Source organism: Pseudosulfitobacter pseudonitzschiae (assembly GCF_002222635.1).
Classification (GTDB): Bacteria; Pseudomonadota; Alphaproteobacteria; order Rhodobacterales; family Rhodobacteraceae; genus Pseudosulfitobacter; species Pseudosulfitobacter pseudonitzschiae_A.
The window spans coordinates 140,939-156,884 of record NZ_CP022415.1 but is presented as its reverse complement, the minus strand read 5'-3'; the positions used below and the strand labels follow the sequence as shown (position 1 = coordinate 156,884).

At 57.6% G+C, this 15,946-nt stretch carries 17 protein-coding genes and 1 pseudogene; 7 read left to right on the top strand and 11 right to left on the bottom strand.

What is annotated here, in order from left to right:
• Nucleotides 1-76 precede the first annotated feature (76 nt).
• The 5 genes from SULPSESMR1_RS00720 to SULPSESMR1_RS00700 form a co-directional block, all read right to left on the bottom strand.
• Nucleotides 77-1,504 (bottom strand): C69 family dipeptidase, encoded by a 1,428-nt coding sequence (locus SULPSESMR1_RS00720; RefSeq protein WP_089419099.1) that lies wholly within the window; start codon nucleotides 1,502-1,504, stop codon nucleotides 77-79.
• On the bottom strand, nucleotides 1,501-3,570 hold the full coding sequence (locus SULPSESMR1_RS00715) for a dipeptide ABC transporter ATP-binding protein (protein WP_089419098.1): 2,070 nt from the start codon (nucleotides 3,568-3,570) through the stop codon (nucleotides 1,501-1,503). Before SULPSESMR1_RS00715 ends, SULPSESMR1_RS00720 begins: the two co-directional genes overlap by 4 nt.
• A gap of 3 nt (nucleotides 3,571-3,573) precedes the next feature.
• Nucleotides 3,574-4,479 carry an ABC transporter permease gene (locus tag SULPSESMR1_RS00710; RefSeq protein WP_240311434.1) on the bottom strand — a complete coding sequence of 302 codons (906 nt, stop codon included), beginning with the start codon at nucleotides 4,477-4,479 and terminating at the stop codon, nucleotides 3,574-3,576.
• On the bottom strand, nucleotides 4,460-5,404 hold the full coding sequence (locus tag SULPSESMR1_RS00705; RefSeq protein WP_162791908.1) for an ABC transporter permease: 945 nt from the start codon (nucleotides 5,402-5,404) through the stop codon (nucleotides 4,460-4,462). Before SULPSESMR1_RS00705 ends, SULPSESMR1_RS00710 begins: the two co-directional genes overlap by 20 nt.
• A gap of 79 nt (nucleotides 5,405-5,483) precedes the next feature.
• The gene (locus SULPSESMR1_RS00700) at nucleotides 5,484-7,037 is read right to left on the bottom strand and encodes an ABC transporter substrate-binding protein (protein WP_157728936.1); all 1,554 of its coding nucleotides are present in this window, start codon (nucleotides 7,035-7,037) and stop codon (nucleotides 5,484-5,486) included.
• Between the two features lie 119 nt (nucleotides 7,038-7,156).
• Here SULPSESMR1_RS00700 and SULPSESMR1_RS00695 point away from each other — a divergent pair, with 119 nt between their 5' ends.
• Nucleotides 7,157-7,969: a helix-turn-helix domain-containing protein gene (locus tag SULPSESMR1_RS00695; RefSeq protein ID WP_089419096.1), complete on the top strand. Its 813-nt coding sequence runs from the start codon at nucleotides 7,157-7,159 to the stop codon at nucleotides 7,967-7,969.
• A 205-nt stretch (nucleotides 7,970-8,174) separates the two neighbouring features.
• Here SULPSESMR1_RS00695 and SULPSESMR1_RS25360 read toward each other — a convergent pair whose 3' ends face one another.
• Nucleotides 8,175-8,474 (bottom strand): hypothetical protein, encoded by a 300-nt coding sequence (locus SULPSESMR1_RS25360; RefSeq protein ID WP_240311491.1) that lies wholly within the window; start codon nucleotides 8,472-8,474, stop codon nucleotides 8,175-8,177.
• Here SULPSESMR1_RS25360 and SULPSESMR1_RS00690 point away from each other — a divergent pair.
• Entirely contained in the window at nucleotides 8,392-9,351 is a 960-nt protein-coding gene (locus SULPSESMR1_RS00690; protein WP_240311435.1) for a TRAP transporter large permease, read from the top strand. The two genes, SULPSESMR1_RS25360 and SULPSESMR1_RS00690, sit on opposite strands and share 83 nt — an antisense overlap.
• A gap of 3 nt (nucleotides 9,352-9,354) precedes the next feature.
• The gene (locus SULPSESMR1_RS00685) at nucleotides 9,355-10,134 is read left to right on the top strand and encodes an SDR family NAD(P)-dependent oxidoreductase (RefSeq protein WP_089419094.1); all 780 of its coding nucleotides are present in this window, start codon (nucleotides 9,355-9,357) and stop codon (nucleotides 10,132-10,134) included.
• Between the two features lie 594 nt (nucleotides 10,135-10,728).
• Here SULPSESMR1_RS00685 and SULPSESMR1_RS25925 read toward each other — a convergent pair.
• Entirely contained in the window at nucleotides 10,729-11,004 is a 276-nt protein-coding gene (locus SULPSESMR1_RS25925; RefSeq protein ID WP_421086553.1) for a DDE-type integrase/transposase/recombinase, read from the bottom strand.
• Nucleotides 11,005-11,098: 94 nt separating this feature from the next.
• Between SULPSESMR1_RS25925 and SULPSESMR1_RS00675 the strand changes: the two genes are divergently transcribed.
• Complete coding sequence (locus SULPSESMR1_RS00675; RefSeq protein WP_089419093.1) at nucleotides 11,099-11,653, top strand: GNAT family N-acetyltransferase; 555 nt, start codon at nucleotides 11,099-11,101, stop codon at nucleotides 11,651-11,653.
• Nucleotides 11,654-11,801: 148 nt separating this feature from the next.
• Here the strand turns inward: SULPSESMR1_RS00675 and SULPSESMR1_RS00670 are convergent, their stop codons facing one another.
• Nucleotides 11,802-12,161, bottom strand: coding sequence for a DUF2019 domain-containing protein (locus SULPSESMR1_RS00670; RefSeq protein ID WP_089419092.1), 360 nt, complete (start codon nucleotides 12,159-12,161; stop codon nucleotides 11,802-11,804).
• A gap of 290 nt (nucleotides 12,162-12,451) precedes the next feature.
• On the opposite strand from SULPSESMR1_RS00670, the gene SULPSESMR1_RS00665 reads away from it, so the two are divergent.
• From SULPSESMR1_RS00665 to SULPSESMR1_RS00655, 3 genes are all read left to right on the top strand, one after another.
• On the top strand, nucleotides 12,452-13,099 hold the full coding sequence (locus SULPSESMR1_RS00665) for a GntR family transcriptional regulator (protein WP_089419091.1): 648 nt from the start codon (nucleotides 12,452-12,454) through the stop codon (nucleotides 13,097-13,099).
• A gap of 155 nt (nucleotides 13,100-13,254) precedes the next feature.
• Nucleotides 13,255-13,845 carry a biotin transporter BioY gene (locus SULPSESMR1_RS00660; RefSeq protein WP_089419090.1) on the top strand — a complete coding sequence of 197 codons (591 nt, stop codon included), beginning with the start codon at nucleotides 13,255-13,257 and terminating at the stop codon, nucleotides 13,843-13,845.
• Nucleotides 13,842-14,258 carry a DUF1284 domain-containing protein gene (locus SULPSESMR1_RS00655; protein ID WP_089419089.1) on the top strand — a complete coding sequence of 139 codons (417 nt, stop codon included), beginning with the start codon at nucleotides 13,842-13,844 and terminating at the stop codon, nucleotides 14,256-14,258. The genes SULPSESMR1_RS00660 and SULPSESMR1_RS00655 overlap by 4 nt, the downstream gene beginning before the upstream one ends.
• A 285-nt stretch (nucleotides 14,259-14,543) precedes the next feature.
• Here the strand turns inward: SULPSESMR1_RS00655 and SULPSESMR1_RS00650 are convergent, their stop codons facing one another.
• From SULPSESMR1_RS00650 to SULPSESMR1_RS25920, 3 genes and pseudogenes are all read right to left on the bottom strand, one after another.
• Nucleotides 14,544-14,948, bottom strand: coding sequence for a GFA family protein (locus SULPSESMR1_RS00650; RefSeq protein WP_198362825.1), 405 nt, complete (start codon nucleotides 14,946-14,948; stop codon nucleotides 14,544-14,546).
• Nucleotides 14,917-15,486 carry a DUF2087 domain-containing protein gene (locus tag SULPSESMR1_RS00645; RefSeq protein ID WP_089422059.1) on the bottom strand — a complete coding sequence of 190 codons (570 nt, stop codon included), beginning with the start codon at nucleotides 15,484-15,486 and terminating at the stop codon, nucleotides 14,917-14,919. The genes SULPSESMR1_RS00650 and SULPSESMR1_RS00645 overlap by 32 nt, the downstream gene beginning before the upstream one ends.
• A 36-nt stretch (nucleotides 15,487-15,522) precedes the next feature.
• A pseudogene (locus SULPSESMR1_RS25920) lies at nucleotides 15,523-15,918 on the bottom strand (DUF6552 family protein).
• Nucleotides 15,919-15,946: the final 28 nt, after the last annotated feature.

Below are 15,946 nucleotides of genomic sequence, written 5' to 3'. Positions count from 1 at the left end.
CATAACACCGAAAGAAATCGCAAATGACGCGCTTTCATCGGCAGAGGCATGGGCCGTCGTCAGTGCCGCCTTAAGCCTACCAACTCTGAGGCGGGGACAGCGGTTTGGCTGTCATATTCAGCTCGTTCGCAGCTCTGAGCCTTGCATGGGCTGCCATGCCAAGCGCCTTGCAATCTGCCAATGCACGATCAAACCATTTCTCGGAAAACTCCGTCAACAGATCAGCGGCAAGTGCGGTCTCACCCGCAGACATAAGAACTTCGGCCGAACGCCTGACCCCCGGCAATGCGTTTTCGATGCAAGTCTCGAAGTTGCGCCAATGCCCATCGGTTTCAGGCAGAATGGTATCCTGCTTTTGAAAGGCCAGATGCATCAGTTGTTTAAAGCTGAACACCGCACTATCCCCGCTTTCGATGCCTTGCGGCACAGTCGAGACGGCATCAGGGGTCGTCGGTTCCTTGCGGCGATCCAGAAAGCGTGCGCTTTCGCCCGTCGTCAGATAGCGGTGGCGCGTGTAGGCGTCCGGCACTGAATTCTGACCCAGCCAGACGGGCATCAACGGTGCCGTGACCGGTCCGACAGGCGCATGGTACATCATCCGAAGTTCGGGGTGGGCAGGATGTTCCAGTGGCACGACTTGTCCGTATCCTGCGGTATCGCCGGTCAGCCTGCTGGTCGAGATTGACCAGAAAACGTCGCTCAAGGTGATTTTTCCGGGTTTCTCTGCGCGACGTTGCATCTCCTCCTCGATCCAGACGACGCCGTCCCAACGTCCTTTTCCATCGCCATAAACGCGGTTCACGTCGAACGGTCCCGAAGCCGGATCATACCAGCCGTGGTCGCAAGCGGTCTGGATGAAATGGGCGGGAAACAGAAAATCCTCGGTAGGTGCGCTTGGCACTTCGCCGATATAGCCGGGACGTGACGCGCGGATGCTGTCCGCACCCAGCCGCTCGGCTGCCCATAGCCCCAACCCTCCGGCAAACTCTATCACGACCCAAGCTTCGTCCGGGTCTGCGATGATGTGCGAGTTGCCGCCATAGGTCGAATAGCCGTGTTCGGCAATCAATGCCCCGATCAGATCGACACCTTCACGGGCGGTTCGGGCCCGCTCGACGACGATCCGCGCAAGGTCCGAGTAGTTCGGCCCGGACTGATCCTTCGGGGTCTGGTCGATCAACGCCTTGCTTGAGGTGGACCAGATATCGCGCACGGCGACTCCGTGTTCGTTCAATCCCCCATTCGTCAGCGGCGCAGGCACACCCAGATAATAGCTGTATTCGACACGCATGTTGCGTGCGGTCCTGCGGGCCTGGGGGATCTGGGTCAGATGGCCCGGCATGTCAGCCTGGGGCGTGACGCCCACGGTGATCGTCGCATCCTCGTCGAAGGTCCGCGCCGGTTCGATCGTCAGCCAATGGCTTGAAGGTTCGTCGCCGTAGCCCGCAAGATAGGGAGTGCCGGTGGCAGTATGGGATTTGCCGATATAGATACCGTAGCTCAAATTGTAGATCCTTCTTTTTCGGTGGTGCTGACCGTATCCAGTGGAAAATGGCAAGCATGCGTGCGCCTGTCCCCTGCGGTGACATGAGGGGGCACCACCTTGTGACAGAGTGCGCGGGCATGAGGACACCGCGAGACAAAATCGCAACCCAGAGGCCGGTTCAGCAGGCTTGGCACCTCGCCCTTGACCACCACATGCGTCCTGCGCCGGTCAGGGTCCGGTTGTGGCACACCGCGCACCAGCGTTTCGGTATAGGGGTGCAACGGGGCCGCGAACACTTCGTCTGCGGGCCCCTCTTCGACGATGCGGCCCAGATACATGATGGCAAGCCGGTCGCTTATATGGCGCACCACCGGCAGATTGTGGGTGATGATCAGATAGCCAAGCCCGTGCTCGGCCTGCAAATCCGCCATTAGGTTCAGGATTTCCCCCTGCACCGACACATCCAGCCCGGCTGTGGGCTCGTCCGCAATGACCAGTTTGGGATTAAGCGCCAATGCCCGCGCAACGCCGACACGCCGCGCCTGACCGCCGGAAAGCTCGTGGGGATAGCGCGACAAAAGCGTCTTTGGCAGCCGCACCATATCGGCCAGACGTTCAGCTTCCTGGTCGGGGTCCACATTCCTGATGCCGTGAATTTTCATCGGCTCGGTGATCAGCGCGCGCACGGATTTGCGCGGCGACAATGATCCGACCGGATCTTGAAACATCATCACCATATCGCGCCGGAAGGGTTTGAACGCACTTTCCGCCATGCCCCTGACATCCTGCCCTTCAAACTGCACGGAGCCCCCCTGCGATCCGACGAGGTTCAGGGCAGCGCGCGCCAGCGTGGTTTTGCCTGACCCGCTTTCGCCAACCAGACCCACGGTTTCGCCAGCATGTACCTTGATGCTCGCGTCGACGACAGCGGTGACCCACGGCTGTTTCACGCCGTGCACCTTGGCCCAGACCGGGCCCATCGTGTTGAACTGCACGTTGAGGTCGGCAATTTCCAGCAAGGGTTCGGACGAGATGGTCTTTGCACCGGCGGTGGCCGCAGCGCCGCGTGCCACGGTCAGCACCTCGGGCGGCGGCGGCCAGCTGCTGTCGTGTCCCGGTCCGGCCAAGAGGTGACAGCGTGCATATCCCCCCTGCCCGTCTTCGACCAGCGGCGGCGGCTGGGTCAGGCAACGTGGCATCACCCGCTGACAGCGCGAGGCAAAGATGCAGCCCTGCGGCGGCTGGACAAGATCGGGAATGTCGCCGGGGATAACCGGCAGCCGATGCGATTTCTCTTCGATCCGGGCCGGGTCACATTCCAGAAGCGCACGCGTATAGGGATGACGGGCGTGGTGAAAAATGTCGTGCACATTGCCTGCCTCGACAACCTCGCCCGCATACATCACCACCACCTCGTCGCAGAGTTCCGCGATAAGGCCCAGATTGTGCGAGACAACAACAACCGTCGCTTCGGTCTCGCGCTGCATCTCGCGCAACAGGTGGATGATCTGCGCTTCCATCGTGACGTCCAGCGCGGTTGTCGGCTCATCCGCAAGCAGCAGCTTGGGGCCGGTCAGCATCGCCATGGCAATGCCCGTCCGCTGGCGCATCCCGCCGGAAAAGTTATGCGGATATTGATCGACGCGCATGTCGGGGTCGGGAATTCCGACCTTGTCCAGCATCTCAGTCGCCATCTTGCGTTTCTGCGCCTTGCCCAGTCCGCTTCGGCGATACAGGATATCGCGCATCTGCCGTGCATAGGTCAGGACGGGGATCTGCGACGTCATCGGGTCCTGAAACACGACCGACACGTCCTCGCCCCGCAGCGCCAGCATCTGCTGGGTCGTTCGGGTCAGCATGTCGCGACCCTCAAAGCTGATCTGCCCGCCTGTCACGATGGCATTGCCTGCCAGCAGATCAAGGATCGACCAAAGCACCGTGCTTTTACCCGACCCGCTTTCGCCGACGATGCCCACGATCCGCCCCGGCTGCACCGAGAAACTGACATTGCGCAGAGCTTTGATGCGCCCACGCGCGGTGCGAAATTCGACCGACAGGTCGCGAACATCAAGTACAGGGTCCATGCGTCAGCGTCCTCTGCCCATGCGCGGATCGAAGATGTCGCGCAGCGCTTCGCCCAGAAATGTGAAACCAAGAGTGGTCAGGATCAGCGGAATTCCGGCGGCAACCACCATCCAGGGCGCATCGCGGATGACCAGATAGCCTTCGTTCAGGATCGTGCCCCAGCTTGCCGTGGGCGGCAGAACACCCAGCCCCAGAAAGCTGAGCCCTGCCTCGACCGAGACCACGACCGGCACGTCCATCGCGGCCAGGATCAGCAAGGGTCCGATGACGTTGGGCAGGATATGGTGCCACAGGATCCGAATGGTCGAGGCCCCGAGCGAGCGTTCGGCCTGAATGAATTCCGTATTGCGCAATGACATCGTGGCGGTCCGCGTCACGCGCGCATATTGCGGGATCGACGTGATGATCACGATGGCCAGCACCATTTCCATGCTGGGACCGGTCAAAGCCACCGTGGCCAGCGCCAGAATGATCGTCGGAAAGGCGCGCACCGCATCGAAAAGCAGCAACAGCAGATTGTCCAGCCACCGTGGCCCCAGCCCCGCGATCATGCCCAGCAACAAGCCGATCGCCAGTGACACCGAAACGCCGATTGCTGCGATCTTCAGCGCAACGCGCCCGCCATAGAGCAGACGTGAAAACGTATCGCGGCCCAGTTGGTCCGTCCCCGCGATATGATCCCAGACCGGCGGCGACAGACGGGAAGGAATGTCCATCGTGTTGGGCTCGTAAGGGGCCAGCCAAGGGGCAAAGATCGCGCTGATAAAGAACACCACCACCAGCACAAGCCCGACCACGCCCTGCCAGTTGTGCAGGAACGCCGTTAGTTTCTCGCGGCGCTCGCGCGCTGCGGACTCCCGGATATCGGGGGCCTCGACGATAATGACTTCAGAGGGAATCACGGACACGCGGATCAATCCAAGCAATAAGAAGGTCAGAGAAAAGGACGACGCCCAGGTAGAGTGTGGTCGCGACCAGAACGCCGCCCTGCACAATCGGGAAATTACGCGCCATTACGGAATCGAAGATCAGCTTGCCAAGTCCCGGACGGGCAAAGATGATCTCGGCGAAAACGGCAGCCGAGATCAGGCCGCCGAACCCCATCCCGATCAAGGTGATCGTCGGCAGGATGGCGACGCGCAACGCGTAGCCGAACACGATACGCCGCTGTGTCAGGCCAAAGGCGCGGGCCGACCGGATATAGGTTTCGCCCATCACCTCAAGCATCGAGGCGCGGACCATCCGGGCAAGGTATCCCACCCAACTCAGCCCGACGGCAAAAGCAGGCAGAATGAGGTGCGTGAACTGGTCCGTCAGATTGCCGGGCTCTCCTGCGCCAATGGCCGGAAGCCAGCGCAGATTGACCGCAAAGATCAGGATCGCCCAGATCGAGACAAGAAACGAAGGCACCGCGATGGTGCCCACCGACAAGACGCCGGTGATCCGGTCAACCCAGGTGTTGGGTTTCACGGCGGCCAGACAACCAAGCGGAATACCCAGCAGCATTGCCCAGCCCATCGCCGCAAAGATCAAGGCCAGCGTAAAGCCGATCCGTTCGAGGATGATCGCGGTGACCGGGCGTTCGGTGAACACGTCGATACCCAGATCGCCGGTCGCTGCATTGCCTGCATAGATCGCGAACTGCCGCCAGACGGGTTCGTCCAGATGCATCTTTTCCGCATATCGCGCGATGGCTTCAGGAGTCGCGCGCGGCCCAAGCGCCACCGTTGCCGGATCACCGGGGATCATCTGCAGCAACGAAAACAGCATGAGGACGACAAGAAACACAACGGCAACCGACAGGCCGAGCCGCTTGGTCAGATAGGCGATCACTTAACGAAGTCCCTTTCGTGGCCGATACGCTTCCAGCAATCGATGCCCCGCTGCCGGATGACAGCAGGGCATCAAAACATCAGATCCTTTGGAAACGACGATAATCCAACTCGCCGGACGGTGCCGAGCTGATCTGGATATCTGCCCCGTGCACATAGGCTTCGGGCTCGTGGTTGATCCAGACGTAAGCGCCTGTTTCTTCCATGATATCCTGCATCTTCAGATAGATCTCATTGCGCTTTTCGGGGTCGGATTCTGCCAGGCCCGCATCAAACAACCGGTCGTATTCCGGGTCGGTCCAACGCTCCCAGTTCCAGATGCCCACCTGCGAGGACACGAACCACTGTGCTGCTTCGTAGGGGTCAGGCGTGCCGGCAAAACGCATCGTCCAAAGCTGAAGATCCTGCCATGTATCGCCCGCAGATTCCGAACCCATTTCCCAGAAAGGGCCGCTGTCGAGCGGCTGAATTTCCACCGTGATGCCGATCACTGCCAGATTGGCCTGAATGATCTGCGAGGTCAGCATGCGTTCCTGATTGTTCAGCGTCCGCAACGTCAGGGTCAGCCCGGTCACACCGGACGCGTCCATCAGTTCCCGCGCCTTTTCAGGATCGTAGCTATAGGATTTGGTGGCGTCGCGGTGGCCGATCAAACCGGGACAAACGATCCCGTTGGATTTCGTGGTGGTGCCGGAATAGGCCCCCGCGAGGATCGATTCCACATCCACCGCATGCTGGATCGCCTGTCGCACCTGCTTGTTCTGCAGCTTGGGATGTTCGGTGTTCATGCCCATCCACATGTACTGCAATTCGCCCGCCGTCGTCAGAGACGAGTTGGGCGGCATGGCGGCGGCGTAGCGCGCCATCGTGTCCGCCCCCAGTTCCGTGCAATCAAGCTCGCCCGCTTCATAAGCAAGCTCAGCCGCTTTCACTTCGGTGATGACCTGCAAGGTGACGGTGTCAAAGCCGGGCTTTGGTCCCGTCCATTCCGGGTTCAACGCAAAGGTTGTGCGCTGGCCGGGGATCTGTTCGTAGGTGTACGGCCCGCAGATCGCCGGGAATTTGGTGGTGAATTTGCCGCCCGCGTCTTCTGTCGCCTTCTCGCACAGGATAGCACCCGGACCGTGGCACAGGGTGACCATGAAAAACGGCGCGAAAGGCTTGTTGAGAACAATGGTGCCCGTGCGGTCGCCGGTCACTTCGACATGGTCGAGCGCCTCGAAATAGCCGCCCCAATCGGTGCCTTTCATGCGTTCGTAGGAGTATTTCACATCCGACGCCATCAGCGGCCCGTAGCCGTTCGACCAGATCAGCCCTTCGGTCAGTTCAAAGTCGATATGCGTGGGGTCGCGCTGCTCCAGCTTTGTCACATAGTAAGTTGGTTCCCAGCCGAAGGTGTCGCCGTCACGGGTGTACTGCGCCAGAAAAGGCAAACATTGCTTTTGCGCCTCAACCTCGGTGCCGCCGATCATATAGCCGGGGTCGAGTATCTGGTTGTCGCCATCCAGCCGCAGCCGCAAAAGCTCCGTTCCCTGCGCCCGTGCGCCAAAAGGATAGGCTCCTGCCAGTCCCAAGGTTCCGACCGCAACACCGCTGGCCAGAAATCCCCGCCGCGAAAGTTCGAATTTCTTCATTGTTTGCACTCCCTGATCGCTTGTTGTTTGGTGAAAGCATGTCATATCGCAAGTGCTTCGGCTATTTCGCTCGTATTCGCGACTTGACACTGTATTGGCTTCTATGTGCGAATGGACGCATGAAGAATGATTTCGCCATCAATCTCGGTCTGCTGTGCAGCTATAGGCCCTCGATTGCCGAAGCGTGCCGCCGATTGGGTATGAACCGTCAGCAATTCAACAAGTATCTCGCAGGCCAGACGCGTCCTTCACGCGCGAACATGCGCAAGATCTGCGACTTTTTCGGTGTGACCGAAGCAGAGATTTTGCTGGAGCATCCCAAATTTGAACAGATGATCTTGCTAAGGCGAGTCCCAGAACACTCGGCCGCGCTGGAGAAACCGCTTGAAAAGCTGGAGGGCATATATCGCGAAAGCCAGAAGCTTGATCGGTATGTTGGCTTTTACTACCGCTATTTCTTTTCCTTTGGTAACAAGGGTTTGGTCACGCGGTCTCTTGCCTCGATCCACGAGGTCAGCGGCAGATATTACTGGAAGAACATCGAAGTTTTACGCGACCCCAATACCGGAAAATCAATGGGTCTGAACAAATACGAGGGCGCGCTGTTCTATTTGGCGGATCGTATCTACATCGTCGAATATGAAACACTGGAGAAGAAATCTATAACCCAAGCGACGCTGTACCCAAGTCATCAACACCGCCTGACAAGTCTCGTCGGGATTCAGACCGGCGGCCCGACGCGGCGCGGTCGCAAGCCGGGTGCCTCAAAAGTTCTTCTTGATTACCTCGGTCCTCGGATCAATGTCCGCAAGGCCCTGCAGGACACCGGCTTTTTTCACCCCACGTCCGATCGGATCAGCCAAGATATTATTCCGCTGATCACGAACCGGATGGCAGAGGACAGTTTTGTGTTTGATATCGACGAGCTTTAAAAAATACCGAAGAGCGCTCGAAGCGCTGTGCTATGGACCTACCCGTTGTAGCACTTCAATCTTCCAAGCCTTTTCAAACTGCGGAAATCCAGCGGATTATGCAAGTTAGGGCTCGAAAAATGCGCAACCCACCTTAATATATCGTTCTGCACATCTGGCACCAAATCCCAGAAATGCACTACCGTTGGGTCGGCAAAAGCGGCTTTTATTCCTTGATCACCAACAGCTCGAAGGTCACGCAAACCGGTCCTTCGCCGCGATTGAGATCGCCGCTGAAGATGGTGCCTTCGGGGTCCACACAGGCCAGCGGCAATTGCACGCAAGAGCCGTCGCACACAGTACACCCGTCTAGCAACAAAACCTCGGACAAGGGGGCGGCCATCGGGGGGGCATCGCGAAAGCCCGCTCCGATCAGGCTGCCAATGCCGTGGACTGACGCATTGTCATACGCATCGTCGCTTGCCGCTGGAACCATTGCAAGTGCGGGGACGCTTGGGATTCTCATTCCTCCGTCGATCATGCTTGTCTTTATGGGCGACCTGCTTACGTTGAATCTGGCAAAGTTGTTTGTCGCGGCGTTGATGCCGGGCCTCGCGCTTGCGGGTCTGTATCTGGTTTATTTTGTCGCGATCGCCTGGCTCCGGCCTGAAATGGCGCCTCGGGTGGTAAAGGACGGCACTGAAAAATTCGACGGATGGGGCGAACTGGTCGTGTCGCTTGGTTTGCCGTTTTTGCTGATTGTCGCGGTTCTTGGGTCTATTCTGGGGGGTGTTGCCACCCCGACCGAAGCCTCTGGCGTGGGGGTCGTTGCGGCGCTGCTCTTGGGTCTGGTACGGGGCCGGTTAACCCGTGAAGCGCTGGCCTCGGCGCTTGACGGATCAACCCGCACCATTGCGATGTTATTTTTCATCTTTGTCGGGGCGACTGCGTTCTCCTATGTCTTTCGTCTGGTCGGAGGGGAGCATTTCATTGTCACCACGGCCCGCAGTTTGTCTTTTGGCGATTGGGGCTTGCTTGCAATGATGATGCTTATGATTTTTGTCATGGGCTTTTTCTTTGACTGGATCGAAATCACGCTGATCATGCTGCCGATATTCGCTCCCATCGTGCGGACGATGGATTTTGGCGATCACGTGTCCTCGGCTGACATGATCTATTGGTTTGCCATTCTTGTTTCGGTCAACCTGCAGACCTCTTTTCTTACGCCTCCGTTCGGGTTTGCCCTGTTCTATCTGAAGGGTGCGGGCGGTGCGCATGTTTCGATGGCGGAAATCTATCGCGGCATTATTCCTTTTGTGTTGATCCAGCTTTGCGCATTGGCGTTGTTTGTCTGGCAACCAGCTATTGTCTTGTGGCTGCCAAATGTCTTGCTTGGAAATTGAGTTATGAAACGAATGAAAGACAAGCGCGTTGCTGTTATTGGCGCGGGGTCCGTAGGCAAAGGCTGGGGCAATGAAAAAGCTGCGGCAGTGCGGCTTGCCCGTGAAGGAGCAAGGGTGCTGTGCGTCGACCGCAAGGAAGCTGCAGCATCAGAAACCGCCGAGTTGATCCGGGCCGAGGGTGGAGAGGCGCAGGTTTTATGCGCCGATGTGACCGACAAAGCGGCGGGAGAAATCGTAATGAACGCGATGCAGGCCCATTGGGGCGGTGTCGACGTTCTGGATTATAACGTGGGGATCAGTCAGCGGGGCGGTGTTCTGGAAACCAGCGATGCAAGCTGGGATCAGATTTTTGAAATAAACCTGACGGCGGCCATGCGCCTGACCCGTGCAGTGTTGCCAGCGATGCGCGCGCAGAACGGGGGTGCAATCATCTATGTCTCGTCTCTAGCTGCTGTCTATTCCGCGCCTTACAGCTATGTCTCTTACGAGGTCTCGAAGGCGGCACTGGTCCGTCTGGCCCGTTCGGTTGCGCGTGAAAATGCTCAATATGGGATACGCGCAAATTCGATCCTTCCCGGGATGATCGCGACGCCGCATGTGAATGCCTATGTGGACAAGGAAACCTCGCCAGAAACACTGGCTGCGCAGCGCGCTGCAATGGTACCGATGGGTCGTCAGGGAACCGCTTGGGACATCGCGAACGCCACATTGTTTTTGGCCTCGGACGAAGCAAATTATATCACGGGCGTTGATCTGCGTGTGGACGGCGGGTTGACCGCCTGAAAAGTTGCCGCGCGGCTCTGCATGGCGGCAAAGAGCGGAAAGCCTATTACGACCAGCCAGGGCGGCTGTGATGATGTGACCGCCCCCCGACGGCATCAATGTACCAAGGTGGGTTAGCAGCGATCCACAAAGCCGCGCATTCCGTCGGAGACAATTTGCGAAACTTCACGCAATCTGCGCCTCAAGGCCGCCGCCAGCGATCGCACTTATCAATATCCAACAGGTTCACACAACCAAACGCGGAAAGTTTACATTATTACCTTTCAAGCCTGCTTATACGAACCTTGTGGCCAAGCATCCGCCCCAAAAATCAAACCACCATTATGGGCATCTTCAAGTTATTGGCGTTTCTGGCAGCGTAAGTCGGGGCGCTAGATCTTAGGCGGCCTGCAAGTCACGCGTGATGTCGTCCCAAATCCAGTGGGCATCGGCTCTGGTCTGGCGATAGACAGCAGCTGAAAGTGTATGGCGGCGTGGACGGAAGATGGTTTGAACCTGATCATGAACGGAAAGAAATTGCCGGGCTTGTTTTGGCGATTTGAATCTTCCCTTGATCTTTTCTCGCCGTCGGGTCGGCCTGTGTGATCCTTCGGATCAATTGTTGATGCCCTTGTGGCTGCAGTGCTCTATTCCCGGAGCGAGGTTTTTCAGGGCGCCCCCGTAGCTCCGGAGTTTGTCCGTGACAACAACTCGTGGTTGGCCAAACGCCTTGAACAATTTGCGAAAAGAACCGATTTTCGGCCTGTTTATTGCGCCGAGAATAACGAGGGTGTCCAGCACATCGCCATTGCTATCAACAGCGCGCCACAGCCAATACTTCTGCCCGTTCATTGCAAGGGCAACTTCGTCCAGGTGCCATTTGTCCGCCACTTTGGGCGGTCTCGGTGGATCACCCTAGCATATTGTGATCCAAATTTGGCAGCCCAAGCGCTGATGAGATATTTTGGATGTCAGAGTTTCGGGCATGCAAACACCTACCTTGGACATCAAAGGCATCTCCCTCCGCCCCTTCTCTTTGGCAGACACGCCAGCGATGCAGAAGCATTTTGCAAACTGGAATGTCGTGAAGAGTATCGGGGGCATTCCTTGGCCCTATCCGGCGGACGGCGCACGCTCGTACATTGAGCGACGCCTGAAAGACTCCGTCGAAAAGGAGATTTACTTCTGGGGTGTTTTTCAAAAGCAGCACCCTAAAGAGCTTGTTGGAACAATCGAGTACCGGTTTTTTGACGATGAGAAAGAAAACAGAGGATTCTGGCTGTCCGAGGCTCACTGGGGGAAAGGAATAATGACGGATGCGGTTTCGAAAACGCAGGATTTTGTGTTCTTTGAACTCGATAAGCCGCACTTGTTGGTGAGAAGCCTCTGCACGAATGCGGCATCCAAAGCGGTTAAAGAGAAAACGGGCGCACGTATCATCGGCAAGAGTATAGGTTCATATCACGGCGGGAAAAAAGACGAAGACGTCTGGGAGATCACACTCCCGAGCTGGGCTGTCGCAAGGAACAATCTTTGCTAAGCGACCATTCATCCAACCACAGCGAGCGGCAGCTTTGTCCCCGCACTGCCGCCGTTCATGTTAGTTGGAAGTTCACTAAGCCTTACAAAAAGTGTCAGATGACGGCTTCGATCCCAAATTGACGGGTAGCTACAATGTGAGTGAGCCGCTATTGATCCGACCGTCGAACCCGCAGCTCACCTTCGTTCCAGCCCTTGATGGTGTATCTGGCACACATGCTTACAAGTGGCGCATCCAGTTCTAGTTCTGCAATCTCTTGTAACTTATCTATCGCGCGGCGCTCTTCAAGTTCCAGAGTATGCGCAGCAGCCCAAAGTTGGACGAATAGGTCGTTATCTTCATATAGGGAAAACAACAGTCTATCAGTTCGTGTGGAAATCAAAGCCTTCAGGATCTTCAGCAGTTCATCATACGCATGATTGGTTTTTCTTGCGTCGCCTACCAATGAGAATTTGCCGTGCAGTTCAGCATTTGCCCGATAGCTGTCGACTAGGTTGTTCATAGACATGGAGAAACCTTCCACTCAGCGTTATTTGAAAATCTATCCTACTAAAGTGGCGCAGCCAATGCCCGCTTTGTCAACACTGCCGACACTCGCTCATGGCACAGCGAAAAGCTGCTTTCGACGCCGATCCCTAGGTCAGAGATAATTTCTCGTACCGAGAAATTCCACGAAGATCTGCCTTCCACTTGTCTCACCCCGCGCACCGGTGTTGAATCGGCTATTCTTACAGCGCGCAAAGAACGACCTGAAGAGGCCCTCTCGACGCCAGGCGCAGCGTGAGTTATCTATAATTCATGTTGACCACGAAATCAGAACCTCTTTCAGCTCGGATCAGTCGTGAACTGGCCAGTCGCATCATCTCGGGCCAGATTGTGCCCGGGTCACCACTGCGACAGGATCACATCGCCGAAGAATTCGGCGCCAGCCATGTGCCGGTACGCGAAGCTTTCCGCAGGCTAGAATCGCAAGGATTGGTCGAAAGCGAGCCACGCAGAGGTGTCCGGGTTTCGACGTTCACCATCGCAGAGGTGCGCGAGGTCGCAGAGATGCGCGCCTCTCTTGAGGTTCTGGCACTACGCAACGCTGTGCCAAACCTGAGCAAATCCATATTGGACGAAGCAGAAGACGCCACCCGGGCAGGTGATCATGCGGGGGACGTTCAAGCTTGGGAAGAGGCGAACCGCAGGTTCCACAGGTTGCTTCTGACACCCTGCGAGATGCCCCGACTGCTACGCACGATTGACGATCTGCATATCGCAAGCGCCCGCTTTCTCTTTTCCGACTGGCGCGCAGAATGGGAAACGCCGACAGACCGCGATCATCGGGCTATCCTTGCGGCGCTTCGTACAAACGATGTCGATGCAGCAGCAACCATTCTCGCCCGCCATGTGACGTGGATCGGACAAATGCCCAAGCGAAAGATCCCCGTTCACCATAGCTGATAGCCGAGCACCTGCCGCTACCTGACCTGCTCATAGACCAACTTTCCGAGACCTTGCAGACCAAGCCTGCAAGGTTTTCTTGAATTGTGCGACAGTCTGATGTCATTATTAGCGATAAGACACTAATATTATCTATGATTCGTGAGGAGACACGCATGACGACCGCAAACACAGGCACCGTAGAAGCGCCGACCAGCCATCTGCCCCTGAAACGCCGTTCACTGGCCTGGCAGGTCAGGGCAGTGTTCGTCGGGACGCTGTTTTTGGCGCTGTCTTCGTATATCACGGTGCCGATGTTTCCCGTTCCAGTGACGATGCAGACCTTTGCTGTCGCTTTGGTCGGCGCGCTCTACGGCTGGCGGCTGGGCGGCATCACGATCGTTGCGTGGCTGGCCGAAGGCGCGTTGGGCTTGCCGGTTCTGGCTGGTGGCGCAGCAGGCGCGCACCATTTCGTCGGACCGACTGGCGGCTATCTCGTTGCATTTCCGATTGCGGGTATGGCCATGGGCTGGCTGGCGGAACGCGGATGGAACGGGCAGCGCCTCGGACTGGCCTTCATCGGCATGCTGATCAGCAATGCATTATGCCTTGTCCTAGGCGCAGCGTGGCTGTCTGTCCTTATCGGGGTCGAACAGGCAATCATGGCGGGCGTCGTTCCATTCCTCATCGGCGCTGTTCTGAAATCGGCACTAGGGGCAATGGTCCTCAAAGTAGTGTCAGGCAGGCTGAAGCGCACGGACGTATGACAGTCCGGCTTCGTCCGCATCATCTGCTTTGTATTCTCACCTATGTCGGCAGAGGCTATAGCCCTGCCTTCACCGACAATATGAATGCGATCATTGGGCGCCTGACTGATGGAGAAACAATCGAGATCACTGGCGGTCCCGACGACATCTGCGCGCCGCTTCTCAAGGGACCAGAGCCGCATTGCCATCGCGACAGCGTGACCACGCGCGACCGGGCTGCGGCGCATGACACCAGCGTGCTGCTGGCGCTAACGATTGAACCTGGCACGCGCCTGACACTCGATGGAACACGTATTCGCAATCTGCGCCGCGCGTTTGCGACCAGCCGCATCCGGTCAGCCTGTGGCGGTTGCGAATGGAACGATCTGTGCGGGTCCGTTTCCGCATCTGGCTTTGCCGGTGCAGACTTGTGAGAAGATGGGGCCGGCTGCGGCGTTGCAAGGTAGATGCGCGTAACTGGCTGATCGGCAGCTCCGTCCCGCATCTTACCAGTTCGCGACCCGCGCAGTGAAGGTCAGCTATCGCAGATTTGTGCCAAGGGCTGTGGGTCCGCTTCGGGTTGACAGCGGTCAACCGAAGCGGCGCCGAAGGCCGGTCCGGGTCAAAACCGGGTGCCACACCTCCGCACGGCACCTGTTGAGCCCAAGGTAACCGATGCATGCCCATGCACGAACGCCTGCAATGCGCCGGCGTCGACCCTAATACTCGTTATGCGGAAGCCCGTCGGTGATTCTGTAGTAGTCGCCTTTCTCAGCCACAAAAATGTGCAAGGATAGACTGGTATCGGCTTTGCCGTCGAACACGCCCATGGCGACAGCGGTCCAATCACGATGGCTGGGGTCCCAAAACAACGCTGATCCGCAAATCGAACAGAACCCTCGCCGCACCTTTTCTGAGGAGCGGTACCACTGGACATATTTATGCCCCGTGACGGATACCGCAGAGCGCGGCACATCGACTGTGGCTCCGAAGTGACCGCTTTGCTTACGGCAGGCGGTGCAGTGGCAGGCATTTGGTTGAGGAAGGTCGCCCTGAACGGATATCTGGACGGCTTTGCACAGACATGACCCCTTATGCAATTTGAGCCTCCCCTTCACTTGCATACCGCGCCCGCCGCCGGGCACTCAGGTTGCGGATGACGGCTTTTGCCTCTGCGGGCGGCTTCTGCTCCACCCGGCGATAGTCTGATCCGTCCCGATTTCTGGTCATCAACCCGCAAGAGATCATCGTCCGCCGTAGGGTCGCCACATCCTTAAATGTGTGTTCGGTGACCAGATGCGCATTCACGACCTTCTCGCTAAGCACCTTTTCCGCCGGGAACGTCGCCCAAAGCGCCCAAAGTGCCAATGTCTGAACACTCCGCCGGGAGGGCCATTGCTGTAATCGCCCGAGCGCATCGAACTGGTTCAACGTGCGTTCAACAGAGCGGGCGTCGGGGGTGGACTCGGACTCTCGGTTTCCAATGCGGTTCCGAGCTGCGGTCGCAGCACGCATGTGCTGCAGGTTCTGGAACCCCGCAGCCCTAGCGACCATGTTCAATAGCACGAGATGGGCGGGGCTGGTGTCTCCAAGCTGCTTTGAAAGCGCGCGGGAGAAAACTGTCACGTCAGTGACGTGAAGCGGTACAGGTATTTTGGTCATCATACATCCAATTCAGGCGCTCTGATGCTTCGTCGGTCACTGGCTTAACGAAACGACGCCTTGGTGAATGCGATGTCGTTTTCTTCGATATAGTAGCAGGTTTAGCACCCCGATTGGAGCAGCGACGCCTCGGTGTCTGCCGACCGTGAAAACCGAATATACAAAACTTTGGTCCGATGCAACGAAACCTGACAATCGAAGCAGATGGACCAACGGCAACTTCGTCCCGCATCTTACCAGTTCGCGACCCGCGCGGTGAAGGTCAGCTATCGCAGATTTGTGCCAAGGGCTGATCGCCTTGTCTTTCCAGAGCACGCCGACGATCAGCCAGCCCAGAACGCCGACGAGAAACAGATAGAGATTTCAGGGCGTCCAGCCGAAACCGGTTCCGGCGCAGCCGACGATCTGGATGATCGAGGCCACCCACTTCATGATAAACGCCGTCTGGCTGTGCTCGCTG

What these genes read in the sequence shown, in the direction of transcription:
- SULPSESMR1_RS00715 (WP_089419098.1), bottom strand. Translation starts at nt 3,570, where the DNA reads ATGGACCCTGTACTTGATGTTCGCGACCTGTCGGTCGAATTTCGCACC.
- SULPSESMR1_RS00655 (WP_089419089.1), top strand. Translation starts at nt 13,842, where the DNA reads ATGACAGTCCGGCTTCGTCCGCATCATCTGCTTTGTATTCTCACCTAT.
- SULPSESMR1_RS00660 (WP_089419090.1), top strand. Translation starts at nt 13,255, where the DNA reads ATGACGACCGCAAACACAGGCACCGTAGAAGCGCCGACCAGCCATCTG.
- SULPSESMR1_RS00695 (WP_089419096.1), top strand. Translation starts at nt 7,157, where the DNA reads ATGAAGAATGATTTCGCCATCAATCTCGGTCTGCTGTGCAGCTATAGG.
- SULPSESMR1_RS25360 (WP_240311491.1), bottom strand. Translation starts at nt 8,474, where the DNA reads ATGAGAATCCCAAGCGTCCCCGCACTTGCAATGGTTCCAGCGGCAAGC.
- SULPSESMR1_RS00665 (WP_089419091.1), top strand. Translation starts at nt 12,452, where the DNA reads ATGTTGACCACGAAATCAGAACCTCTTTCAGCTCGGATCAGTCGTGAA.
- SULPSESMR1_RS00690 (WP_240311435.1), top strand. Translation starts at nt 8,392, where the DNA reads ATGCCGTGGACTGACGCATTGTCATACGCATCGTCGCTTGCCGCTGGA.
- SULPSESMR1_RS00645 (WP_089422059.1), bottom strand. Translation starts at nt 15,486, where the DNA reads ATGACCAAAATACCTGTACCGCTTCACGTCACTGACGTGACAGTTTTC.
- SULPSESMR1_RS00700 (WP_157728936.1), bottom strand. Translation starts at nt 7,037, where the DNA reads ATGAAGAAATTCGAACTTTCGCGGCGGGGATTTCTGGCCAGCGGTGTT.
- SULPSESMR1_RS00650 (WP_198362825.1), bottom strand. Translation starts at nt 14,948, where the DNA reads ATGCAAGTGAAGGGGAGGCTCAAATTGCATAAGGGGTCATGTCTGTGC.
- SULPSESMR1_RS00670 (WP_089419092.1), bottom strand. Translation starts at nt 12,161, where the DNA reads ATGTCTATGAACAACCTAGTCGACAGCTATCGGGCAAATGCTGAACTG.
- SULPSESMR1_RS00685 (WP_089419094.1), top strand. Translation starts at nt 9,355, where the DNA reads ATGAAACGAATGAAAGACAAGCGCGTTGCTGTTATTGGCGCGGGGTCC.
- SULPSESMR1_RS00675 (WP_089419093.1), top strand. Translation starts at nt 11,099, where the DNA reads ATGCAAACACCTACCTTGGACATCAAAGGCATCTCCCTCCGCCCCTTC.